The following is a 22,809-nucleotide window of genomic DNA, read 5'->3' on the forward strand; positions in this document are numbered from 1 at the left end:
TTTAATCTTCTTCAATGATGACTTGGTGAAGCAAGGTCTTGTTGGCATCAAACCACTCTATGTGGACCGACGGCTTCAAGCCATCAGGATTAACGGTGATTTTCCCAAAATTTCGTGAGGCGTCGTTAAAGTACTCAAATCGTGGCTCTCGATTAGAAATCTTGTAATTCATCGGAGCCGCCAGCGGACCGAAAATAAATTCTTTGCGATCCGTCAACCCAGGCAGCCGGCTCACCGCTCCAAGATGCACATCGCCGGCAAGAAACAGCACGCCCGTAATGCCCATTTTGTCTAAAAACTCCAAGATCTCATCTCGCTCATCGTGATATTCTCCCCATTTGTCGACCCGAGGATCGGAAAAGGGGACGGAGGAGATAATAAATTTGAATTTGGCGGAAGAGGCCTCGAGCTTGGCCAACAGCCATTGTTTTTGATCAGCTCCCAACATCGTGTTGGTTGCCGGGTTCCGATATTGGCGGGTATCCAGGAGAAAGAGTTCCACGGCTTTTCCCCAGCGAAATTTGCGGTAGAGACGGGTTGTATCTGTCGCGTGTTGATGAATGGGCCAATAGGTAAAAAATGCCTGGCGACCAATAGGCATGAGTGGATTCGTTGAGGTGAAGTCACTGTCCACTTCGTGATCGTCCCACATGGCATAGACACTTGTTTCGGCGAACAGCCGTCGAGCCAATCCGTCACGGTTTTCTCGATACTTGTGCCAATAGTCTGATAATTCTCGGGCAGGCGTGTCTTTGTCAGCGTAAATAGTGTCTCCCAAAAAGACAAAAAAGTCTGGATTCACCATGCGCATGGTTTCCATAATTGAAAAGGGTTGGAAACTGTGGCGCGTATCGCCTCCAATCACAAAGGACACGGTCGTCTCGTCGTCTTCAAGTGGAGCCGTGATGAATTGACACGGTCGTCCGGGATCTTTCCCCGGCACCAGGCTCCGATACCAATACCGTGTTTTCGGGGTCAAAGCCGTCAGGGGAATGTGAGTGGTGAAATCGGTTTCCGGAGAGGTTGACACCATTTTGGTTTCTTGAAAGGTGGACCACTGTGGGTCAGTGGAATATTGAATTTTCAGTGTTTGGGCGCCAGTGGTTTGCAACCACACGATGGCTTCATGCGGCGTCACATCTCCCACGGCGCAATTAAATTCGCTGCCTCTCTGTTCTGCACTATCAGGCAATTCTATGGAGGCGCACCCTCCCAACACTCCACAAAAGCAGATGAGCAATACCCATTCTTTCATGTCGGCCGGAGCAAGCCTCCAACCCGTAACCCAGCGTGGCTTCGCTTTCATCGTATGGTCAATCCTTTTGAATTTTTCCAGCCGGGAGAAATCCTCTGGTGATTAAAATAGATAAGGTCGGAAGGGGGATGAAGCCCACTTGGCATAATTTCCTCGAACCCGTTAGCGCGCGGGTACTTCGAATAAGATTTAACCGGGTTCGATCCTTCGCCAAAATTTGCACCTTTGCTCTTGCAAAGAATACAATTTTACTAGTCTCCCTGAATGACGAGGATAAGAGCAACATTTATGACGCCGTTTCCCTTTCTCTGTATTGCATTGCTTGGGGCTTTTCATCTCACTTCCCGTGAGGAGTCTGTCTTCCCTTATCAAGCTGATCACCAACCTTCCATCCAGGTCCAGCCTGTGGCCATGAATACCAATCCGTTTTCGTCGATTCAAACACGCCCGAAGCTTCCGGTCGAACCGGATGAATTCGATCCTCGGGAGATCAACGCCTACTATGATTGGCGCAACGATATGTTCTTCAGGGAATTTGACCTGACCGGCTCCGGGTCCGTTAATTTCATGACGGCGCGCCGAACCTATAAGGTTTGGCTCGACGAGTTCGGCACTCCGGTCGTCTTGACCGTTGGCGATCCGGTGTTTTTTTGGATTGATTTAAATGGAAACGGGAAGTTTGAGCAGGAGCTGGGTGAGATGTTCAAGGATTCCTATGAAGATGGGGTCACCGGCAATGAAGAGCCTTATGATAATAGCGATCTTCAAGAGCCGGCGGGCCCTGGCTCGGAATGGAACCCTCCCCCACAAGGAGGTTTTAAGCTCCCGCCCTGCGATTCACGGTTCGGGTGTTGATGTTATCCCAGAAAAATAGTTGCCTTTCATTCATCCACGAACGCAAATCCCACCTGCAAATCTCCTTGTGCATCAATGGTGACCTCCTGGCGCTGTTCACCCAACACCGGATGCCGGACTAACAACGTATACGTTCCCGGCGGAATTTGGTCAATGGTGAACCGGCCCTCTTGATCAGAAATGGCGAAATACGGGTTATCCACCACGTACAACCAGTTCTGCATGAAGTCATGCCGATTACAAATGATCCGCGCCACGACCCCGTCTTCCATTTTGTCTAAGGGAAATACCCGGGCGATTTCATCATGAGGGTGAAGATCCTGATTATGAACCGTGCGCAGAATTCTTCCCCTGGTATCCTTGGACACAAAGGAGTGCAGGACATGCTTGATCGAATCCTTGTTCTGAAACCGCACGGCTTCATTGGCTGCGATCACACCCGTGAAAGGACCAAAATTGCAATCTTGGGTCTTGACCTGAAGTCCGAGGGATTTCCCTCCCAGGTATCGAAATTCACCCGTTCCAGGTAAATTTCCCGTGAAGGTTTTTGGAGAAAAAGGTTTTCCCGTATCGATGCCTTCAAGCACGACCACCGCACCAGTCAAGAATCCATTCCGAGATTCAACTTTCATGAGGCTTCGTTCCTGGCCACAAATCTCTGGATTTTTATCTACCTTAAAGTGTAAAGGCTCAGGCGGGGAGCCTAGGAAAGAAACCCTTCCATGGATGGATCCACCAGTCTGAACATTCCCCACTTCATATGCATGGGACGCACCGGGACCCATGACCAGGGATAGACTAGCCAGTAATATCCACAAGGCATTGTTGTTATTCATGATCCATCTCCTTTTTTGCTTTTTCCTAGACTCTCCGGAATTTGAGCCATTCCTACCCAATCTTTTTTCTACATGACCATTTGCCATCCAACCCAAAAAGACCAGGCTTGCCTCAATTGCGGACCGTCGAGATATTGATAAATAGGCGCGCCGGCTTCAACATTCAGATGATTCTCGAGGCCCATAAAATCCGGAAACAGAATATTCACACCTCCCATAAGGTCCAACCGCTGTCCCCCTTGTCGATCAGTGTCGGCAGTTGGGACAAGAGGGATTTGTGCGGGTCCAACTGTTGTTTGGAGTTGGCCGTCTTCTCTCTTGATGTTGTACCATTGTTGCCAGTTCAATCGCGCAGACGTGCTGATCCAATCAGCCCAACGGTAGGCCCCCCAGGAATTCACCTTATATCGATTGCCCTCCTTATAACCCTGTTGATTGTGTCCGATACGAACCGTTCCAAGGGCCTGAAACCCCCACGAAACATTGTTCCGAACTCCGGTATAGGTCAGTCCGGGTAACAGATCGACGGTGCCTGAACCCAATCGCATTGGATAGGGCAGCAATGAGTTGTTCCCTAACGGTGTGTTATCCGTAGGATTGATATCTCCGGTCGGCAGCGATACACCCGTATTCAAATGAAACCGATGGGAACCGATACTGGGTGTTTCAAAGGCATACAGTCGCCAAAGGGCCGCCAACTTGGTATCCCCGAATCCGCTGGAGTTGGTCGTAAAATTAACCCCGGCTCTGTTTTGATGTTCCATCTCTTTCATGACGTAGGGGAGCATGGCCATCAGGGTAACCGTATCATTCAAGCCATACATTGCACTGAACATGTGCATCTGCGTCGTCATGTGTTTAGGAGTCACCGCAAAATCTTTTAACACGTCATTGGTGGATAGGTTGTCGGTACCATTCCGCATCTTGTCCATATACATGTACATATATCGGTAGGTAAACATGAACTCACCCTTGTTATGGGTATGATCCTGCATGACCCCGATGGGAGCGTGGGAATCGGGGCGCTCCGCCTGATAAAAATTGCCGATGACGAGCCGTTCCCCTTTTTCTTCGGCCTTCTTTCCTAAGGATTCCTCCACTCCCCCCATGAGACCATCCAATAGTGCCCCTTCCGCAGGCGGGAGGGCATAGACGATTCCAAAACTTCCAACGATGAGCCCAAAACATAGATATCGAATACTCCTAGTCATATCTTGGCAATCCTTTTTTGAATAGAATTTTCAGTCAATCCAGCTCCAATAAATGAATAATGGCGAACCCTTTCCGAATAAAACCTGTTTGGAGGAAAGGATGTTTCCAAAAAGCAAAATTCCGCTCGGAAGCTTGTCTAGCCAAGGCTTACGAATGAAACACTTTGAACATCGAATGTTTTTTATAACGAATGAAATGCGTAATGAGAAAAGCTAAAGGCAGGAAGGCGGGGCACGGGAAGCTGGAGGGATAACGAAAATAACTTGATGAGTGATTGGACACCAATCTTCAATTCGAAGAAAAGAATCAACCGGTCCATCCACCAGCACCCGGTTAGTTTCTAGTGTTTGCCCTGCAGCACAAAACCAGGTGCAGAGAAGTGTGGAATGAGTCCCTTGATGGTGTTGGGAATGGTGTTGGCTGTGTTCAACAGCCTGGGCGGTGAGTATGCCACTCAGGGTCAGTAAACAAAAAACCAGGCAAACAACAAATAGGTGAGAAATACGCTTCATTGTGTGAGAACATAAGATTCTTTAAGGCCTGTAATTTTACTAACAGATAAGGAGACCCCACTTCAACCCTATGATGGTGGGGCATTTTTCTACAAAGCCCGCTTTAAAAAGGGCTTAAGAATGATCAATGGAGGGTTTTTTGGAGAGTTCTGAACTTGTTTGAAAGAACAGACCACTCAGGATTTGCGAGTCCTGCCCCCGTAGGGGCACTTAGTCGTATCGACTCTAGGAGTACTTTCTTAATGTAAGAAGGATTCCCTCCAAAAATACAAAAAGGGATTTTTTGCCAGCTTATTCGGTGAATTAATCTACCCCTATTCTGGGTTCCGAGACACTTCCAAAATACACCAGAAGATCCCGTGCAGAAATTAAACCGACGATTTTCGGTCCATCACATACAACGAGATGGCGAACGCCTAAATCACCCATCAAATCTAACGCATCGTGCGAAGTTTGGGCCAACTGAATCGTAGGGAGAGGGGAGGTCATGAGACTCTCTACTTTGGTCTCATCCAGGTTTTTTTTGAGGCCAACGGCCTTATGAACAATAGCTGTATCAGTAATGATTCCAACTGGAATTCCTTTCCGCTCAACCAACAAGCTTCCAATTCCTTCTTTCTGCATCTTTTCGGCCGCTTGAGTGATTGAAAAACCTTCAGAAATGGTTTTCAGTTCTTTCTGCATAATTTGAACGATCATGTATGGTTCCCTTCTGATGAAGTTGTTTGTAATTTCTTTATATTATACCAATTTTTCCAATACCGTCACCGTTCTTTTTTATTCTAATCAAACGCCAATCGATTAGGCAGGAACGGTCATCCCGGAACGAGATTTATCTTATACAGGCCAGACCAGCTCTGGGAAATCATAATGAAAGACGAAATTCTTTCGCGGATTATTGCCACTTCAAAAAGCGGGTATTGGAAATTTTTTGGGAAAACCAATATCGGCCTTGACCTACTTCGCGTGTCGTAACCTATTTTTTACCTAGAGTTAATAAATGGATTTTTCCATAAGTGTTTTAACTCACTCCTCACTCATTTAAACCTTCAAACAATGACCACATTCCATATTTTCTTTCAAAAAGGCCCCCTTTAATTCCCAAGAATCCGTGGTCTGATAAATTCAGCTTTTTAGAGTCTGGAGGTGTTACCCTATTGTTATGCACTCCGAACGCTCAAAAAAACCCCAAAGTGATTCAGAAGGAGAGCCCTCGCCTTCACCCCAAAAAAGGATCCAAACTCAAATACACCGTCGTCAGAAAGCAAAAGCGGTTTCTCCCCTGGAAGACGAGTGGAATGACCAATCGGATACCCCCCCTAATCTTCGGACTCCTTCCTCGAAGATGAAAAAATCCTAGGTTGGTCATTTGTTGGGGGTGATCTCCAGGCAGCGCAGGATTCTAAGACCATGTGCGTAATTGGAATTCAAGTCAGGGGTTTGAGTAAAATCTGCCTCAACCTTCTCCCTTGTAAGCCATACCCTTCATTGCTTCCAATTGGGCGGTGTATTTTGGTTTCTATAGGGACCTTTCTCCCCTTAAAAAGGACATGGGCCACACACAAAAATTTCAGATTTTTTTGCGTAGGCTCTAATTTCTCTCTTCCTCCATTTATGATGAAAATTGGAGGCTGACGTTGATTCAAAAGGAGTTATATAGCAATAAAGATGACAGTTTTCTAGAATGTATTTAAGTTTTTTTACCTATTTATAAATATTCCCCACAACCATTAGATCCTAAAATATCAAACGAGTATTAGGATAACCTTTGCCTTTCTGCCTTGAACAGAGGAACACCATTCATGTGCCGAACCTTGACCGTAGGGCAGAAGTCCCAAGCCATCTAGTCTGATGGGTGGTGGAATTTATTCTTTTCCACTTCCGGCTATTCATAAACGCAGGATGGTGGGAAAATTTTTTACAGGACTATTACCTGTCTATATTTCATGGCACAGTATGCTATGAAATCTTATGAAAACTTTGCATTAATCTTCATTTCGAGCCCAGTTGGTCTGAATGGTCCTTACCCTGTTAGGTCTTTCGTTCCATTGATTCACAAAAAAATAGAGTGCTACGATGCCGGCCTCGGTAGAAGGCTTTGAATTGTAAACTATTTTAGGAGAGTCCCCGGATGTCTGGCTCAGACCTTCTCCTTGAGTATCTGACCAAATTCCTTCCTATCCTGATCTTCATCGGTCTTGCCATGGGGTTTGGGCTGGTCACTCTTGCTCTGTCCTATCTGGTTCAACCTAAATATCCCGAAGCCGAAAAGCTTTCGACCTACGAATGTGGATCTGAACCCTTTTCGGATTCACGTATGCCGTTCCCCATTCGATATTATGTCATTGCGATGCTGTTTGTGATTTTTGATATCGAGGTGATCTTCCTTTATCCTTGGGCAATTACCTTTAATCAGTTGGGCATGATCGGGTTTATTGAAATGATGATATTCATTGGATTATTTGTCGTGGCGTATGTGTACGCCTGGCGTAAAGGGGCCTTGGAATGGGATTAATTCAAATCGGGAAGCCACAAAAAGACGGCGATCTGGGGATTATGACCCTTTCCCTGGAGAAAGCCGTAAACTGGGCCCGAAAAGGCTCTTTGTGGCCCATGACGTTCGGTTTGGCCTGTTGCGCTATTGAAATGATTGCCGCCGTGTCATCCCGTTATGATATTGACCGGTATGGCGCAGGAGTGTTCCGCGCCTCGCCTCGTCAATCTGATTTGATGATTGTGGCCGGAACCGTCTGTCGCCGAATGGCTCCGGTTATTCGCAAAATTTATGACCAGATGCCTGAACCAAAATATGTGATTTCCATGGGGTCATGTGCCACATCCGGCAATATTTATGATAGTTATAGCGTTGTTCAGGGTGTCGATCGGTTCGTTCCCGTTGATATTTATGTGCCGGGATGTCCTCCGACCCCGGAAGCATTGTTTGACGGGATTTTGAAATTACAGGATCGGATCATGCAAAAACGGGTGTTCACCAAACAACCGGAACAGGTCAAAGTCTAAGGAAAGCCACGAATAATTCATGCATCCGATCGCAGAAAAGATCCAAAACCGATTTCCTGACGGGTTTGTGGGGGCCAATGAATGGCGGGGAGACTTGGCGATTACGGTCAAGCGGGAAGCCCTGCATGATGTCTGTTCATATATCCGGAAGGATCCTGACCTGGACTGCGATTACATGGTACATGTCAGTTCAGTGGATTGGCCTGATGATGAAGAACGATTTGAAGTGGTCTATGAAGTCTACTCGATTCGGAAACGCCATCGCATCCGAGTCAAAACCCGAGTTCCCGAACACGATTGTCTGGTCGATTCCATGACGGATCTTTGGATGGGAGCGGATTTCATGGAGCGTGAAGTGTTTGACATGATGGGGATCCGGTTTAACCGCCATCCTGACCTTCGCCGCATTTTGATGCCAGATGATTACACCGAAGGATATCCGCTTCGCAAAGATTTCCCCGTTCAGGGGAAAGGCTGGCGTGATACCTTTGATTTTTTAAACGACCCGACGTGATTGCCGAGTCCCTTTGGGGGCAAGGTGAGCCGGCAGGCTCTAGGCTAATATCATGAAACTGGAAGATCAACGTACGACCGTCTATAAAGTCGATCCGAACCACCCGGAAACGGAGTCATTGCCCACGCTCCGGACGGAAGAACTCCTGTTAAACATGGGGCCGCAACATCCCAGTACGCATGGGGTACTGAAGGTGATTTTGGAGCTTGAGGGTGAGCGGATTGTGAAGTCCACGCCGGTGCTAGGCTTTCTCCATCGAGGAGTCGAAAAACTGGCTGAGGGCGGGACCTATCACCAGTTTATCCCTCATACCGACCGGCTGGATTATGTTTGCGCGATGTATAACAACTTCGCCTATTGTCGGGCCGTGGAAAAACTCATGGATATCACGGTTCCTGATCGAGCGGAATATCTCCGGACTCTCGTGGCTGAAGTGCAGCGTATTATCGGCCATCTGTTCTGGTTGGGCACTCAGGCGCTGGATATCGGCGCGATGACCGTCTTCTTTTATACATTTCGTGACCGGGAAATTTTGTTGGACTGGTTCGACGAACTCTGTGGTGCCAGGTTGACCACCAGCTGGTATCGCATTGGCGGTGTGGAACGGGACTTTACTCCTTCGTTGACAGAAAAAGTCCAAAAATTCCTGGACTACTTTCCTCCAAAAATTGAGGAATATGTGATATTTTTGGAAAAAAACCGCATCTGGTTAGCCCGTACACGCGGGGTAGCGGTGATCTCTGCCGAAGATGCGCTGAGTTTTGGATTGAGCGGTCCGACCTTGAGAGGATCCGGGGTTGATTACGATCTGCGAAAATATGAACCCTATAGCGCCTATCCTAAATGTGAGTTCAGTGTGCCGGTGGGAAAAAATGGAGATACCTACGATCGGTACTGGATCAGGATTGAGGAAATGCGTGAAAGTATCAAAATTATTCAACAATGCCTGCAGCAAATGGAGCCAGGGCCGATTTTGGCTGATGTGCCGAGTGTGACTTTGCCTCCTAAGGATCGGGTGTTCACGAATCTGGAGTCGATGATTCAGCAATTTAAGCTTTTCTCTCAGGGATTTGATGCACCCGCCGGTGAAATCTATTGCGGAACGGAAGCGCATAAAGGCGAACTGGGATTCTATATTGTCAGCACGGGCGGAGGTCGGCCCTATCGTCTGAAAATTCGTGCGCCTTCTTTTATTCATATGGGCGCATTCGATTATATGGCCAAAGGCTATATGATTGCCGATGCGGTCACAATTTTTGGAACATATGATATTGTCATGGGAGAGTGTGATCGGTAGTGTCGCTCTGCCGCACCACGTTTTAAAGATATGTTGTTGGTTATTTCTAGAAGAGGACTTCAATGGGATTAAAGCCTGTCACTACGCCTGACGTCGAGGCGGCGACGATTGAACTCACCTTGGATGGCGAGGTTGTCCAGGCCAAGGAAGGAGTCTCCCTCTATGACGTCATATCCAGCACCGGAAAAATTGTGCCTGCGATGTGTTACCACTATACATTCGACCCATTCGGATCCTGTGGAATGTGTCTGGTTTTTCAGGAAGGGAAAAAAGCCCCTGTCCGGTCATGTACCGCGAAGGCCGCAGCCGGAATGGTCATCCAGACCGAAGGCGAAGAGCTGTTTCTGGCCAGGAAAAAAGCTGTGGAGAAGCATCTATCCGTCCATCCGCTGGATTGTCCGGTGTGCGATGCCGATGGCCATTGCGAACTGCAGGACATGGCCTTTCAACATGGCGTGACCAATTTAGCCAACGCAAAACAAAAAAATATTCCGGAAGATACGCGCAGCCTGGTTCTTGATTTCAATATGAACCGCTGCATCGCTTGCGGAGAATGCATCAATATTTGCAAAGACGTGCTACGCATCGATGCCCTGCAATTTATGAAAAAGGGCGGGTTTACCCAGGTAGTGGCGAAAGGCGATCAAGCGCTGGATTGTGAATTCTGCGGGGATTGCCTGGCGGTGTGTCCGGTTGGAGCCATCACCAATAAATTTTCAAAATATGCTTATAAACCCTGGCAGCTCAAAAAAACGACCACGACGTGCAATTATTGCGGCGACGGTTGCCAAATATATGTGGAAACCAAAGATACCGAAGTGGTTCGGGTGACCTCCCCCCTTTCCTGGAAAAACAAATGGGGAGATCGCACAGATACGGTAAATGGGCATGACGGTATCTGTGTGCGTGGCCGCTTTGGATTTCAGTTCATTGATAGTGACACCCGTCTGAAAACTCCATTGGTTCGTACCGAATCCGGATTGAAACCTTCCCCCTGGCTTGATGCGTTAGATTTGGCTGCAGGTCGTTTAGCCAATGTCAAAGCGCAATATGGTGCGCAAGCCATCGCCGGGCTTATTACAGCCCGGTGTACCAATGAAGATCTGTATGTGTTTCAAAAATTTATGCGTTCTGTTATTGGTACGAATAATCTGGACAGCAGTTCCAGATATGGGCATCTGAATTTTGTCAGGGCCATGAAGCATTCCTTGGGCCTTCACCGCATGATGAATACCTCGGAAGAGATCAATAAAGCGAAGGCCGTCCTCATCATTGGAGCCAACATTACAGAGACCAATCCGGTTGCAAGTTTGCGAGTGAAGTCGGCTATGGGGTTGTATAAGGCCCAAACCATTGTAGTGGATTCCATGCAAACCAATATCGCGAAATTGGCCTCTCACCCCATGATGGTGAAGCCAGGGACCGAGGGCCTCTTTGTTCAAGGTCTGGTGAAGTCGGTCCTGGATCAGGAGTTGATTGACGAAGAAGCTTCGTCGGCATTTCCCGAAGCCTTGCATGCGTTAAGGCAGGCCGTTGGGTTATTTTCTCTTGAGGACATGGCCAGTCAGACGGGGGTGGGTCAGGAGCAAATTCATGAGGCAGCTCGAATATTTGCTGAAGCGTCCAGGTCGATCATCATTTGCGGGGAGGGCATTCTCCGGCATGCCGGGGGCTATCAGCATATGTTGAATCTTATCGATCTAGCCTGGGTAACAGGAAAGCTTGGTCGAAAGGGATGCGGCATTAACACCTATACCGAGGAAGCGAACGAACAAGGGGCAATCGATATGGGTGTCGCACCGGAATATCTGCCCGGTCCGGTTTCCTTCACTGATTCCCAAGCCCGGGAAACGTTTGCTCGTGTCTGGGGCAACAACCTTCCGGATGTTGACCGCGGAGCCAATCTCACGGAAATCCTGGACCGTTGTCTAAATGGGGAGATTAAAGCCCTTTATCTGGTTGGCGAAAATCCATTAGAAACGCTTCCCGCTTCCTATGATGTCACAAGTGCTTTAGCGAAATTAGACGTCCTCATATGCCAGGATCCCTTCTTAACGGAAATCGCCAAGATGGCTCATGTAGTTTTTCCAGCTTCCACCTTTGCCGAAAAAGACGGCACAGTGACCAATCAGGAAGGAAAAGTACAATTTCTCCGTCCGGCTCTGGATTCTCTTGGCGAAAGCACCTTGGATTGGCACATCATGGTCGGCATGGCAAACGGGTTAGGCTCGCCCATGGAATACGAAACGACCCAGGATATTCAAAATGAAATCCGAAAAATCCTTCCGGGTTATTACAATCTGGGGAAGGTCTCTCACGTGGCTCCTGACCTTTCGGAGTATTTCTCGAAAGCTTTTCCCGAGGAAGTGGCGTCGCGTTATCCCGTAGGGATGGAGAGTCCTACTCCACGGCCTTTTGCCTTACGCATGATTCAATTGCTTTATCATTCAGGGAAGCTTTCCACCCGGGCTTCCGGCCTGATGGAAATTTCACCCAATACGTCTCGTCTTCGCATGAGCATCCAGGACTTCAACAGACTTGGACTCGGTGCTCATGACCGTGTGCGGATCACTTCAGATCAGGGCACAGTGGAGATGGGAGTGGAAGAGGATATGTCGTTATTGCCAGGGACTTGTACGGTTCCTGAACATTTCAATGATCCACCCGTAAAAGACCTGATGCCGGTTCAGATTGATCCTGTCACAGGGGTTCCTTATTTCAAGTTGACCTATGTTTCTATTGAAAAGGCCTGATCGGAAAGGCCAGCCATCAGATCATGAGTAATTCTCCAGCGACAAAAAAGTTTTTCGACGCCGTGCTCTTCCGCGAAATCTGGGATGCGATGAAGGTGACGCTTAAGCATTTGCTGCATCGCCCCATCACGTTTCAATATCCACGGGAGAAACGAACAATTCCTGATGCCCATCGTGGCGCCCTTTGCCTGCTGCGGTATGAGGATGGGAAAGAGCGTTGTGTGGGCTGTGATTTATGTGAGGCAGCCTGTCCGTCCCGCTGCATTAAAGTCCTTAGCGAAGAAGATAAGACTCTGCCGCTCCAACGTTATGCCACTGAATTTTATATCGATATTACCAAATGCGTCTTTTGTGGATACTGCGTCGAAGCCTGTCCGGTGAATGCGCTGGCGATGACAAAGGTCTATGAATTTTCGACTCATGATAAGCGGACCCTCCTCTTTGACAAGGCGCGGCTCTACCAGATTGGAGAGCGTCATATAGATGATGCCAAAAAGTATCTCTATGCCCATAACCAAGAGAAGGAAGGGGAGGAAGGCCGCGCCTACCGCTACCATTTCCCTGTTTCAATAAAAAGCACCCAGGAACCATAGTTTCATCATGATGTGGCTTCTTTTCGGATATTTTGCCACGGTGAGTGTCGTGGCAGGGGTTTTGACTGTGGCATTGCGAAATGCCGTGCACTGCGCTTTGGCCTTGCTGACGCTCCTGCTCCATGTCGCGGGTCTGTTTGTCCTGTTGAATGCGGAATTTCTTTTTGCGGTGCAGATCATTGTGTATGCGGGAGCGATTCTTATTTTGTATCTTTTTGTGTTGATGTTGATGAATTTAAAAACGGAGGAACAGCATCTCCATAAAAAATATGCCTTTTTAATATTTGCCGGAATCGCAATATTTGGAGAACTTCTGATTCTCCTCTTTCAATCGCCTTATGGCGGTGTGATTGGAGCGGCTACGCCTGACCTCATCCTGCAAACGGGACCAAGCCATGCCATTGGGATCACGATGTTTAGCGATTATCTATTGCTCTTTGAGGTGATTGGGATTTTCCTGTTAGGGGCTGTAATTGGTGCCATCGTTCTTGCTAAAACACCCGCGAAGACTGATTCACAAGAAGAACCAGGCATTTCTTCCATGCCCTAAGCCCCATAACTCATGATTCCTCTTTCAGCCTATGTGGCTCTCAGCGCTATTTTGTTTATGACCGGACTCGTCGGCGTCCTGATCCGGCGGAATTTTATTGTCGTCCTGATGTCCGTGGAGATTATGTTGAATGCCGCCAATATCAATCTGGTGGCTTTTTCTCATTATCTTCATTCCATGTCCGGGCAAATGGCGGCACTCTTTATCATTGCGGTGGCCGCAGCGGAAGCCGCTGTCGGATTAGCGATTATCATTGTGGTGTTTCGCGGGAAAATGGCCACGAACGTCGATCAAATTAATATTTTAAAGTGGTAACGTGTTCGATCTGCTCGTTCTCCTGATTCCTCTTTTTCCTCTGCTGGCCGTGTTGGTCAACGGGCTGTTGGGCTCTCGCTATTCCCATGATATGGCGGGGCGCCTGGCTTTTGGCTCCGTCGGATTGTCATTTCTATGTGTGCTCGGTGTTTTCGTTTCAATTCTCGGAGATCCTACCCCGCGAGAAGTGATTGCCTACTCCTGGATTTTCGGAGGCGATCTCTCCATAAATCTTGCCTTTCTCATCGACCCCCTGAGTGTCATCATGCTGTTAGTGGTGACCGGTGTGGGGTTTCTCATCCATGTCTATTCTGTAGGCTATATGCATGGTGAAGAAGGGTTTACTCGCTTCTTCACCTATATGAACCTCTTCATGGTTTCCATGCTCCTGCTGGTCATGGGAAACAATTATGTCGTGTTGTTCATTGGGTGGGAGGGCGTGGGCCTCTGTTCCTACCTGTTGATCGGGTACTACTACGAAAAAGTTTCGGCGGGGAAGGCCGCGACCAAAGCCTTTGTCGTGAACCGGATAGGCGATGCCGGATTTTTGCTGGCAATATTCCTGATCTTTTCCCATTTCGGCACACTCGATTACACGGCTGTGATGGCCAAAGCCTCGACTCTTTCATCTGAAATGGCCACCGCCATCTCACTCTGTTTGTTAGTCGGCGCGATCGGCAAGTCGGCGCAATTACCCTTGTACACCTGGTTGCCCGATGCGATGGAAGGCCCAACTCCGGTGAGTGCGCTTATTCATGCGGCTACCATGGTCACCGCCGGGGTCTATATGGTGGTGAGAAACCATGTGATATTTGATATGGCGCCGATGGCGTTGGCTACGGTGGGCATTGTTGGAGGCGTCACGGCACTGTTTGCCGCCACGATTGGACTCGTTCAAAACGATATTAAACGAGTGTTGGCCTATTCAACCGTCAGCCAGTTGGGCTATATGTTCCTGGCCTGTGGGGTTGGCGCCTATACTGCCGCCATCTTTCACCTGATGACCCATGCATTTTTCAAAGCACTTCTATTCTTGTCGGCCGGTTCGGTGATTCATGCATTGGGTGGGGAGCAGGACATCCGGAAAATGGGCGGACTGCATGACAAGATTCCAACGACCTATCGTGTATTTCTGATCGGAACTCTCGCCATTGCGGGTATTCCTCCCTTGGCAGGCTTTTGGAGTAAAGATGAAATTATGGCTCATGCCTTCGTTCATGGCTATTATCACTTGTATCTTCTGGCCGCTGTTGGAGCGTTCCTGACCAGTTTTTATATGTTCAGACTCACGTATCTGACGTTCTATGGGTCATCTCGAGTCGATCCACATGTGGCCCACCATATTCATGAATCACCTTCGGTGATGACCATTCCGCTCGTAATTTTGGCCGGGCTGGCCATTTTCGGAGGATTTCTTGGTGTACCCCCGGAGCATGGCTGGTTCCATGGATTTTTACATGATGTGGCGACTCCATTGGGTGCTGAGGCCCATGAAGTGGGGTGGGGTATGTTGTTGGGCCTCATGGGGGTGGCCATCGCGATTGCCTTGGGTGGATGGGGTTTAGCGCATTATATGTATGCCCTGCGTCCTCAGATGGCCAACGAATGGGTTGCAAAATCTCCGCGAGCCTACACCACGATTCTCAATAAATATTACGTCGATGAGATGTATGACGCTTTAATTGTGGAACCCTGTAAGAAATTGGGGTTGCTATGGGATTGGTTTGATCGACAGGTTCTTGACCGCTTCGTCGTGGGGATCGGGCGAGGCACGGATGTCAGCGCTGGTGCGATTACATGGGTTGAAAAATATGTGATCTACGCAGGATTGAATGTGGTGGGCTATTCCAATCATCTTCTCTCGTGGTCGTGGCGAAAAATTCAAAGTGGCATGGTCCATCATTATGCCGCCATTATTGTCATTGGGCTGGCGCTGCTCATTCATCTGGCCCTGGTGTGGTTTATTGGATCTTCCGCCGCCGGCATATCCATTCGGTAACTGACTATCATGCAAGAAGAATTACAATTCGGGTTCCCCATTCTGACCTTTCTGACTTTCTTTCCGTTCCTCGGGGCGATGGTTATTTGGGCTTTGAAGGATCAAGACCTGATCCGGAAGAGTGTACTGGGGATTGCAAGCCTGGAAATGGTCGTGGCGTCGCTGATGTTATGGCGATTCGTCCCGGAGACGGCGGCCATGCAGTTTGCCGAACGTCATGAATGGATTCCTTTCTTAGGGATAAGTTATCACCTGGCGGTCGACGGAATCAGCGTTCTGTTCGTGGGCCTGAACGCGTTCCTCATCCTGCTTCTGGTTCTCTACGCCTGGGATACGGTTCATGCTCGTCCAAAAGCGTTTTATATGTGCCTGCTGGGCATGGAAGCCACGATGATGGGGATTTTCGTCTCCATTGATTTGATCCTCTTTTTTGTATTTTGGGAACTTATGCTCATCCCCAGTTATTTCCTGATTAAACTCTGGGGCCCTGGAGAGCAACGCCAATATGCCGCATTAAAGTACGTTCTCTATACTCTTCTGGGGAGCGTGTTCATGCTTGTGGGCTTTTGCCTTCTGAGTTTGAACTATTTTGAAGCAAAACAGGTGTATAGCTTTGACTTACTCGATTTGCTTGCTGTTCAGATTCCCCTTAGTCAGCAACTGCTGATTTTTTGGTTGGTATTTTTGGGACTGGCCTTTAAAGCGCCCATATTCCCATTTCATTCCTGGTTGCCCGATGCCTTGGTTCAAGGGCCGATCCCAATGTCTGTCATGCTGGCAGGGATTAAATTGGGTACATATGGCTTCCTTCGTTTTTCTTTTCCTTTGCTCCCCGATGCCTCTCAGCACGCCACGGTGGTCGCTATTCTCATGACCCTGGGTCTGGCCGCTATTGTGTATGGAGCAATTGTCGCCATCATCCAGCCTGACTTCAGGCGTCTGCTCGTGTTTAGCAGTATTAGCCATTTGGGTTTTGTGGTCGTGGGTATGTTTGCGCTGAATTTCCAAGGAATACAAGGCAGCCTGATAACCATGATTAATTTGGGATTCAGCACTGCGGGATTATTTTTCCTGGCCGGATTCATTTATGAACGTCTGGGCCATAATGACGTACGACGATATAGTGGGTTGGCGAAGAAAATGCCGCTTCTTGCCACGTTTATGCTCATCATTGGGATGGCCTCCATTGGTTTGCCGGGAACCAACGGTTTTATAGGGGAATTCCTCATTTTATTGGGCGTGTTTCAAGCCTGGTGGCTCTATGGAGCCATTGCGGTTACCGGGATCATTTTTGCTGCAGCATACTTTTTGTGGTTTTATGAGCGGTCCATCTTTGGACCATTGAAAGACAGTGTGCCGGCAGCTATTAAGGATTTAAATAGCCGTGAATGGGCAATCGGGGTGGCATTGTCGGTCATGATTTTTTGGATCGGCATTTATCCTTCCCCGTTCTTGCGGATGGTCAATGGATCCGTGCAGGAGGTCGTCGATCGGTTGCATCCGGGAATGGCGACGGCTCAACAGCATGACTCTCTGCTTTCCCCTGAGGTCACCAGGAATTAACAATTATGGGTGAATATTCCCTACTCATTATCCTCTTTGCTCCATTTTTTGGCGCGATCGCTTTAATGTTCGTTCCCAGGGAGGAAGCGCTCCTGGTGCGAATGACGGCGGCTATTTCTGCGGGTATTTCCCTCCTGGCCTCCTTCTATATTTTTTATGCTTACGATACGGCGAAAGGCGGATTTCAATTTGTCCAGCGGTATGTCTGGTCTGAAGAATTAGGCATTGCCTTTTACCTCGGGGTGGATGGCATCGGCGGCCCATTGGTCTTTGCCTCCGCCATCTTGTTATTTGCGGGCATTTTTGTTTCGTGGCACATCAAGGATCGGACCAAAGAGTTCTATATGTTCCTTCTGATCCTTGCGGCGGCGACCATTGGGGTCTTCATGTCGCTGGATCTCTTTTTCCTCTATTTCTTTTACGAAATGTCGGTGTTGCCCATGTATTTATTGCTGGGTCTTTGGGGAAGTCATACCAAGGGGTATCTCGGCATGACCGATCCCGAAGGACGCAAACTTCGTGATTCCATCGGATTTATTTTTAACTTTGGATCCAACAGCAAAGAATACGCAGCCATGAAACTGGTCCTGTTCCTGTCTGCGGGGGCGGTGGTGGCCTTGATGGGAATCCTCCTCATTTACCACCTTTCCGGTCTCCACACCTTTGACATTGTGGTGTTGCGTGAACAGGCCCATTTTTCGGATACGGTCGCTACGTTAATTTGGTTTCTGATCTTTTTTGGTTTCGCCTCGATCGCCCCGATATGGCCTTTGCATTCCTGGTCACCCGTCGGCCATGCCGCTGCCCCGGCAGCTACCAGCATGCTGCATGCCGGTGTGTTAATGAAGCTTGGACATTTTTCCATTATTCGTGTGGCCTTTGAAATTCTGCCTGATGCGACGCGGGAATGGATGTGGGTGGCGGCTGTTCTCTGCGTTTTTTCCATCGTCTATGGGGGACTGGTGTCTTATTTTGCCAAAGACACCAAATATGTCATTGGTTATTCCAGCTCGAGTCATATGGGCTATATCTTCCTGGGCATGGCCGCATTGAGCTATATCAGTCTATCCGGCGCCGTGATTTATATGTTTGCCCATGCTCTGGCAACCAGCATGTTGTTTGCCATGGCCGGCTGGGTGTATGACCAAACCCATTCACGAGACATTCCATCCTTGGGAGGACTCGTTGAAAAGATGCCATTTATTGCCGGGGCCTTTATCGTCGCCTGTATGGCCTCAATCGGCATGCCGGGGACGATCAATTTCATTGCTGAAGTGATGATTATTGTGGGGAGTTGGGATGCATATCCCTTTCAAGTCGTTGTGGCGGTGCTTGGTATCGTCCTGACCCTTGCGTATATGTTCAAAATGATGCGGGGGCTGTTTTACGGGAGGTTGGATCCGGAATACGCCCATGCCACCGATGCCAGACATTGGGTGGATCGCATGCCATTGCTTCTTTTAATAGTCTGTAGCATTACTCTTGGGATTTTTCCCGGGCATTTTTACGAAGTGGTACGGTCGACTGTGGAGCCTATGGTAGACCGGATTAACCAGGTGGCCCCACTCATTACCCAAAACACTCAGGGCCTTTTACCGTAAACGAATCAAAATTGAACCTTCTGAGGACTGTCTGATTATTTTGCAATGATCTTTCAACTTGACCTTTCCGTCGCTGATTTGCTTCTGCTTCTGCCTGAGATTTTTCTCACACTCTGGCTGTGTCTCCTTTTGTCACTGGACTTTTCGCTGAAGCGGATGACGCACCAACAATTGGCCTACCTGAGTATTGCGGGGTTGGCGGTCACCGGTCTGATCCTATTGGGATTTGACCAAGCCGGGACCACGGGGGCCTTGTTTAAAAACATGTTCGTGCTGGATCGGATGGCCATTTTCTTTAAGCTCATTATTGTGGGCGCCACCGCTCTTATCCTGTTTATGTCGATTGATTATGTGCAGGACTTCCGGTTCTTCCGTGGGGAGTATTATGTCATGGTCGTGATGTCGGCCCTCGGCATGATGTTCATGGCTTCGTCGAATGACCTTCTCTCCGTCTTTGTCACCCTGGAATTTTCAACCTTTGGATTTTATGTGCTGGTCGCCTACCTCCGAGATGACCAGCGCTCATCGGAAGCCGGCCTCAAGTTTTTTATTTTAGGGGTATTTGCGGCCGGATTATTAGCCTATGGCATTAGTTTGGTCTATGGCGAAACCGGGACCTTAATTTTCTCTGAAATGACCGGTACACCTGGAAGTTATGGGTTGGCGATTGGCTACATTTTGATATTTGCCGCCCTGGGATTCAAGATCGGTGCCGTCCCTTTTCACGCCTGGATTCCTGACACCTATCAAGGCGCACCGACACCTGTGACGGCTTTCCTCTCCATTGCACCGAAGGCTGCAGCATTGGCTATCCTTATCCGGATGTTTTACGTGTCTCTTGCTTCATTCAAGCCAATGTGGGTGTTGTTATTTGTCGTCGCATCCATCTTCTCCATGACCTACGGCAATATCGTGGCTATTGCCCAAAAGAATATTAAACGGCTTTTGGCCTATTCCGGCATTGCGCAAATTGGAAATATCATGATCGGATTAGCCGCAGGGACGAAACAAGGCAGTGATGCGATTATGTTTTTTCTCCTGACGTATCTTTTTGCGAATTTGGGAGCGTTCGCTGTCATCATTGCCGTGAGTCGGGTCATGAAAAGCGACGAAATTGAAGATTATAATGGTCTGAATCGACGTTCCCCGTTTTTAGCGGCGTCCATGTTGCTCTTTCTGTTGTCGCTGGCTGGCGTTCCGCCGCTTGCGGGATTTATCGGGAAAATCTATTTATTTATTGCTGCCATGAAAGAGGAGCTATACACCCTTCTGATTGTTGGGCTCATCAATATCGTCATCTCCATGTACTACTATCTGATTGTCGTCAAAAAGATGTACATCAACGAACCCGCCGATTCTTCGCCAATTCTTGCATCCATGCCGATCAAAGTTGCGGTGTATGTCGGGATTGCCGGAACCGTGTTGTTGGGTGTGTACCCAGGACCGTTTATCGACTGGGCCGTTAGTGCCTCCCTTATGTTCTCCAATATCGCAGGACCCACCGTCGCCGCGTCCCTACTTCCTGGCGGATAATCGCCGGACAGGATATTTGCGCGTTCCACACTCCTTCTCTGATTGACAGGCACAATCCCTTTTTCCGTGTCTCCACGTGACCTCCTTGAAAGGGGAGAATGTGCGCTGAGGATGAGCACAGCTTGGTGGGGTATTAGGAAAAAATGGAAATTTGGTGGACTTACATCCGCCAGGAGAGGATGGTTTCTAGGGGATTGAGCCCATTAAGTTGCCAAATAGCCCCAAATACCACGGATATGGTCACAATCACTAGGAGAATCAGACCGATGAGGATCGAATTTTTTTTGCTACGTGGATAACGGGGGGGAGGAACTTTTGGGGACCCCGACGGGTCTTGCCACAATGCAGAGGGTCGTCGTGGCCCCAGGAGTGCTGTGGTTTTCCGGAGAGGTTCCACTTGGCTGGCTCGTGAGCCTTTTGGGGCTACCTTTTTCACTGGGGCGATTGAGGGTATTTTCCCTGGTGGCGTTGTCTCTGGCTTCACAGGTTGGGGAAGAACTTTCCTGGTATGGATATAGGATGCTCGACAGTGTGGACACACCAGCGTTTCCTGGATTGATTCGCCATTATCCTCCTGCTGTGGGTGTCCTCCTGCTAACGACACCCGGCAATAGGGGCATGTGCGGGCATCCGGCGAGACCAGACCGTGACATTGTGGACAGGTGTGTAGTCCGGATGCACGTTCTTCTTCTATTGCGTGCTTCCCAGGAGAAGGGAAGGCGCATTGAGGACAGGCTCGAGCTTCGGTCGAGACCTCTTTGTGACATTCAGGGCAGGGAACCAGGGCCATGGAGTGAATTTCCGTTTTCGCTATTTCACAGATTTTTCGAGCATATCTCTTCCTGATTTTTCAGGAAAGGAAAGTCGATACCTGGAAAATTTTCTTGATTTATGTGTAAATGCAGGAGTGTCTTCCTCCTTCTTGAACCGAATCAGAGATGAAGGGGAGAGCCTGGCCCTCCGCTATTCTCTCTCATCTGATTTGCTCTTCTCAAGGGAGAGCGGTTTTTTTAATAATCGGGTTTCTTGATTTCATCTCTATGTTCTCTTTTATGAGTAAAATGTGTAACATTTCCGGGCATGTCCAGACAGTGTTATCTTGGGGTGATACCTTGTCTTATGCCTGATTTTGACAGGGCGCAAGTCACTAACAGGGTTTCGCAAATTTCCATGAGGGTACTATGGCCAATGAAACAAAAGAGGAAAATCATTCTATCACCCAGGCGGTCAGCCAGCGATATGCTAAGGCGGTGACCAACGGTGAACAGTTGTGTTGCCCGACCGGGTATAACCATGAGGATTTGGGACAATTTATACCAGAACAGGTCTTAAATGTGTCCTATGGCTGCGGAACTCCGGTTGGCCTTTCAACTGTCCAACCTGGGGAAGTCGTTCTGGACATTGGTTCTGGAGGAGGGATCGACTGTTTTGAAGCATCCCGGAAAGTCGGGCCCCGAGGGCGTGTCATTGGAATTGATATGACCGATGAAATGTTGGCCTTGGCGCGTAGGCATGCACCAACAGTTGCTAGCAATCTGGGTTATCCGGAGCCGAATGTGGACTTTCGAAAGGGATTTGCCGACGCCATGCCTGTTGAAGACGATCAGGTGGATCTCATTATTTCGAATTGTGTTATTAATCTCGCTCCAGATAAGAGGAAGGTCTTCCAGGAGATGTTTCGTGTGCTCCGACCTGGTGGACGGTTCACCATTTCCGATATTGTTGCCGACCAACCAATGCCTAATTACTTAATCTATGACAAGGCCAAATGGGGCGATTGTTTGTCAGGCGCCCTTACGATCAGAGACTATTGGGGCGGGCTTCGGGAAGCCGGGTTCAAAGGGCTCCATCAGGTTAATAGTATTCCATGGAGAGTGATTGACGGTATCCAGTTCCTGTCTGTGACTCTCACCGGGTATAAACTGGCCTCCACATCGACCACTCCGTCATCGGCCTTTGCAACCCTCACCGGGCCGTTCTCTCAAGTGCAGGATGAGCTGGGTACAACATTTACTCGAGGCAATCCTCAGCAAATCGATGAACGAACGGCCGAATTATTGGCATTAGCTCCTTATCATGAACGGTTCATTGTCGACGAGAAACCGGTGGCTCTGGCGGTTCAAGATTCCCGAATGCTGGCCGTCTTTCCCGAAGAAGCGCCTTGTATTTGGGAAGGACAATTTGCCGTGTTGACCGGACCGTACCTAGAGGTCTGTGACGATGACCACCACACCTATCAATGCGGTGAGCCGGTAGAAATTTGTTCTAAAACGCACAAGGTCCTCCAGACCACTTCTTATCAACCCTATTTTGCGATCATCAATCGATCCAGGGAGGGCGTGGACTCCGAACCCGTCATTTGCGGGCCGTCAACGGGGTGTTGTTAGGAATTTCCGAAAA

19 protein-coding genes are annotated in these 22,809 nt (G+C 48.7%); 14 read left to right on the forward strand and 5 right to left on the reverse strand.

The annotated features are described in order from the left end of the window. Nucleotide 1: 1 nt before the first annotated feature. Nucleotides 2–1,306: an alkaline phosphatase D family protein gene (locus ACTRXD_RS16280; RefSeq protein WP_442432845.1), complete on the reverse strand. Its 1,305-nt coding sequence runs from the start codon at nt 1,304–1,306 to the stop codon at nt 2–4. Between the two features lie 237 nt (nt 1,307–1,543). On the opposite strand from ACTRXD_RS16280, the gene ACTRXD_RS16285 reads away from it, so the two are divergent. Next, the gene (locus tag ACTRXD_RS16285; protein ID WP_442432846.1) at nt 1,544–2,110 is read left to right on the forward strand and encodes a hypothetical protein; all 567 of its coding nucleotides are present in this window, start codon (nt 1,544–1,546) and stop codon (nt 2,108–2,110) included. Between the two features lie 26 nt (nt 2,111–2,136). On the opposite strand, the gene ACTRXD_RS16290 is transcribed toward ACTRXD_RS16285, so the two are convergent. The 3 genes from ACTRXD_RS16290 to ACTRXD_RS16300 form a co-directional block, all read right to left on the reverse strand. Further along, a complete protein-coding gene (locus ACTRXD_RS16290) occupies nt 2,137–2,946 on the reverse strand; it encodes a hypothetical protein (RefSeq protein WP_442432847.1) in 810 nt (269 codons plus the stop codon). Nucleotides 2,947–3,014: 68 nt separating this feature from the next. After that, nucleotides 3,015–4,157, reverse strand: coding sequence for a transporter (locus tag ACTRXD_RS16295; RefSeq protein WP_442432848.1), 1,143 nt, complete (start codon nt 4,155–4,157; stop codon nt 3,015–3,017). Nucleotides 4,158–4,973: 816 nt separating this feature from the next. Then, nucleotides 4,974–5,369, reverse strand: coding sequence for a CBS domain-containing protein (locus ACTRXD_RS16300; RefSeq protein WP_442432849.1), 396 nt, complete (start codon nt 5,367–5,369; stop codon nt 4,974–4,976). A 1,432-nt stretch (nt 5,370–6,801) separates the two neighbouring features. Here ACTRXD_RS16300 and ACTRXD_RS16305 point away from each other — a divergent pair. The 12 genes from ACTRXD_RS16305 to ACTRXD_RS16360 all read left to right on the forward strand — a co-directional run bounded on the left by ACTRXD_RS16305 (nt 6,802) and on the right by ACTRXD_RS16360 (nt 20,409). Beyond that, a complete protein-coding gene (locus ACTRXD_RS16305) occupies nt 6,802–7,185 on the forward strand; it encodes an NADH-quinone oxidoreductase subunit A (protein WP_442432850.1) in 384 nt (127 codons plus the stop codon). After that, complete coding sequence (locus ACTRXD_RS16310) at nt 7,176–7,691, forward strand: NADH-quinone oxidoreductase subunit B (RefSeq protein WP_312645908.1); 516 nt, start codon at nt 7,176–7,178, stop codon at nt 7,689–7,691. Before ACTRXD_RS16305 ends, ACTRXD_RS16310 begins: the two co-directional genes overlap by 10 nt. 19 nt (nt 7,692–7,710) lie before the next feature. Then, nucleotides 7,711–8,205 (forward strand): NADH-quinone oxidoreductase subunit C, encoded by a 495-nt coding sequence (locus ACTRXD_RS16315; RefSeq protein WP_442432851.1) that lies wholly within the window; start codon nt 7,711–7,713, stop codon nt 8,203–8,205. A 154-nt stretch (nt 8,206–8,359) separates the two neighbouring features. Next, the gene (gene nuoD / locus ACTRXD_RS16320; RefSeq protein WP_442432950.1) at nt 8,360–9,502 is read left to right on the forward strand and encodes an NADH dehydrogenase (quinone) subunit D; all 1,143 of its coding nucleotides are present in this window, start codon (nt 8,360–8,362) and stop codon (nt 9,500–9,502) included. Nucleotides 9,503–9,564: 62 nt separating this feature from the next. Then, complete coding sequence (locus ACTRXD_RS16325) at nt 9,565–12,255, forward strand: molybdopterin-dependent oxidoreductase (RefSeq protein WP_442432852.1); 2,691 nt, start codon at nt 9,565–9,567, stop codon at nt 12,253–12,255. Nucleotides 12,256–12,278: 23 nt separating this feature from the next. Beyond that, nucleotides 12,279–12,848: an NADH-quinone oxidoreductase subunit NuoI gene (nuoI, locus tag ACTRXD_RS16330; RefSeq protein ID WP_442432853.1), complete on the forward strand. Its 570-nt coding sequence runs from the start codon at nt 12,279–12,281 to the stop codon at nt 12,846–12,848. A 7-nt stretch (nt 12,849–12,855) separates the two neighbouring features. After that, the gene (locus ACTRXD_RS16335) at nt 12,856–13,398 is read left to right on the forward strand and encodes an NADH-quinone oxidoreductase subunit J family protein (RefSeq protein WP_442432854.1); all 543 of its coding nucleotides are present in this window, start codon (nt 12,856–12,858) and stop codon (nt 13,396–13,398) included. A gap of 12 nt (nt 13,399–13,410) precedes the next feature. Then, entirely contained in the window at nt 13,411–13,713 is a 303-nt protein-coding gene (gene nuoK / locus ACTRXD_RS16340; RefSeq protein ID WP_312645914.1) for an NADH-quinone oxidoreductase subunit NuoK, read from the forward strand. A 1-nt stretch (nt 13,714) separates the two neighbouring features. Further along, nucleotides 13,715–15,712, forward strand: coding sequence for an NADH-quinone oxidoreductase subunit L (nuoL, locus tag ACTRXD_RS16345; protein ID WP_442432855.1), 1,998 nt, complete (start codon nt 13,715–13,717; stop codon nt 15,710–15,712). A 9-nt stretch (nt 15,713–15,721) separates the two neighbouring features. Continuing rightward, on the forward strand, nt 15,722–17,275 hold the full coding sequence (locus tag ACTRXD_RS16350; protein ID WP_442432856.1) for a complex I subunit 4 family protein: 1,554 nt from the start codon (nt 15,722–15,724) through the stop codon (nt 17,273–17,275). 5 nt (nt 17,276–17,280) lie between these two features. After that, nucleotides 17,281–18,876, forward strand: a complete 1,596-nt coding sequence (locus tag ACTRXD_RS16355) for a complex I subunit 4 family protein (RefSeq protein ID WP_442432857.1) — start codon at nt 17,281–17,283, stop codon at nt 18,874–18,876. A 45-nt stretch (nt 18,877–18,921) separates the two neighbouring features. Next, nucleotides 18,922–20,409, forward strand: a complete 1,488-nt coding sequence (locus ACTRXD_RS16360) for an NADH-quinone oxidoreductase subunit N (protein WP_442432858.1) — start codon at nt 18,922–18,924, stop codon at nt 20,407–20,409. A 160-nt stretch (nt 20,410–20,569) separates the two neighbouring features. On the opposite strand, the gene ACTRXD_RS16365 is transcribed toward ACTRXD_RS16360, so the two are convergent. Continuing rightward, nucleotides 20,570–21,199, reverse strand: a complete 630-nt coding sequence (locus ACTRXD_RS16365; protein ID WP_442432859.1) for a hypothetical protein — start codon at nt 21,197–21,199, stop codon at nt 20,570–20,572. A 391-nt stretch (nt 21,200–21,590) separates the two neighbouring features. Here ACTRXD_RS16365 and ACTRXD_RS16370 point away from each other — a divergent pair, with 391 nt between their 5' ends. After that, a complete protein-coding gene (locus ACTRXD_RS16370) occupies nt 21,591–22,796 on the forward strand; it encodes a methyltransferase domain-containing protein (RefSeq protein WP_442432860.1) in 1,206 nt (401 codons plus the stop codon). Nucleotides 22,797–22,809 lie beyond the last annotated feature (13 nt).

It is taken from the genome of Nitrospira sp. T9, assembly GCF_052156535.1.
GTDB lineage: Bacteria > Nitrospirota > Nitrospiria > Nitrospirales > UBA8639 > Nitrospira_E.